The sequence below is a fragment of the Bradyrhizobium manausense genome (assembly GCF_018131105.1).
Taxonomy (GTDB): Bacteria; Pseudomonadota; Alphaproteobacteria; order Rhizobiales; family Xanthobacteraceae; genus Bradyrhizobium; species Bradyrhizobium manausense_B.
In genome coordinates this window covers 1-1,210 of the sequence record NZ_JAFCJI010000021.1, presented here as the reverse complement: position 1 = coordinate 1,210, position 1,210 = coordinate 1, and the positions used below count along the sequence as shown (strand labels likewise).

Here is a 1,210-nt window from a genome sequence, read left to right as displayed (position 1 = left end):
TGGCGCGTTTCTGGCCAGCACGGCCAATCTGACGCTGCCCGACGGTCGAGCGCGCCTGGTCCGACATGGGCACGGTCCGGTGCGCGAGATTGCGACCGGCATCGGTCCGGTGGAGGTCGCTCGTCCCAAGGTCCGCGACCGCGGAGCGAGCGGGCCAGGCGACCGCCTCCGCTTCAGTTCGGCAATCCTGCCGCTATGGGCGCGGCGGACGAAGAGCCTGGATGCCTTGATCCCGGTCCTCTATTTGCGCGGCATCTCGACCGGCGACTTCCAGGAGGCGCTCTCGGCGCTGCTCGGCAAGGATGCGCCGAACCTGTCGCCTTCGGTGATCGCCGGCCTGAAGGCCGATTGGCAGGTCGAGTACGAACGCTGGCAGAGACGCGATCTGTCGGCGCGTCGCTATGTCTACATCTGGGCCGATGGCGTGTACCTGCAGGCCCGCATGGAAGATCACAGCGAATGCATGCTGGTGCTGATTGGCACCACGCCGGAAGGCAAGAAGGAGCTGATCGGCTTCCAGGTCGGCGTGCGCGAGAGCGCGCAGAGCTGGCGCGAACTCCTGATCGACCTGCGGCAACGCGGGTTACGGATTGCCCCGCAACTCGCCATCGGCGACGGCGCCCTCGGCTTCTGGAAGGCACTGGACGAGGCCTTTCCCGGCACGCGGCACCAACGATGCTGGTGCCATAAAGTGAGCAACGTACTCGACAAGGTCGCCAAATCCGTGCAGGGCCCCATGAAGAACGACCTGCGGAACATCTATCTGGCCCCACACCGGGCCGAAGCTGAAACCGCGATCGACGTCTTCGTCGAGAAATACCACATCAAATACGGACGTGCGGTGGAGTGCCTGATCAAGGATCGCCATGCGCTGCTCGCCTTCTTCGACTTCCCTGCTGAGCACTGGATCCACCTACGCAGCTCGAACCCGATCGAGAGCGTCTTCGCCACGGTGCGCCACCGAACGGTGCGGACCAAGGGATCGCTGTCGCAACAAACCGCGAAGCTGATGGTGTTCAAGCTCATCGACGCCGCATCGAAGACCTGGCGGCGATTGAAGAGCACGAACCAGTTGCCGAAAGTCATCGCCGGTGTAAAGTTCATCGACGGAATCGAAGTCATTCCGAACACTGAAAGCCACGCCGCCTGATCAGGCCGCGTCACCCAAAATCAGCCATAGCTCCTGAATCACCACCGCAGCCTTATGTTG

General features: G+C 63.1%; 1 protein-coding gene. It reads left to right on the top strand.

What is annotated here, in order from left to right; all coding sequences use genetic code 11:
- On the top strand, nt 1-1,150 hold a 1,150-nt coding region (locus JQ631_RS32195), incomplete at its 5' end, for an IS256 family transposase (RefSeq protein WP_212334165.1).
- Between the last annotated feature and the right edge of the window lie 60 nt (nt 1,151-1,210).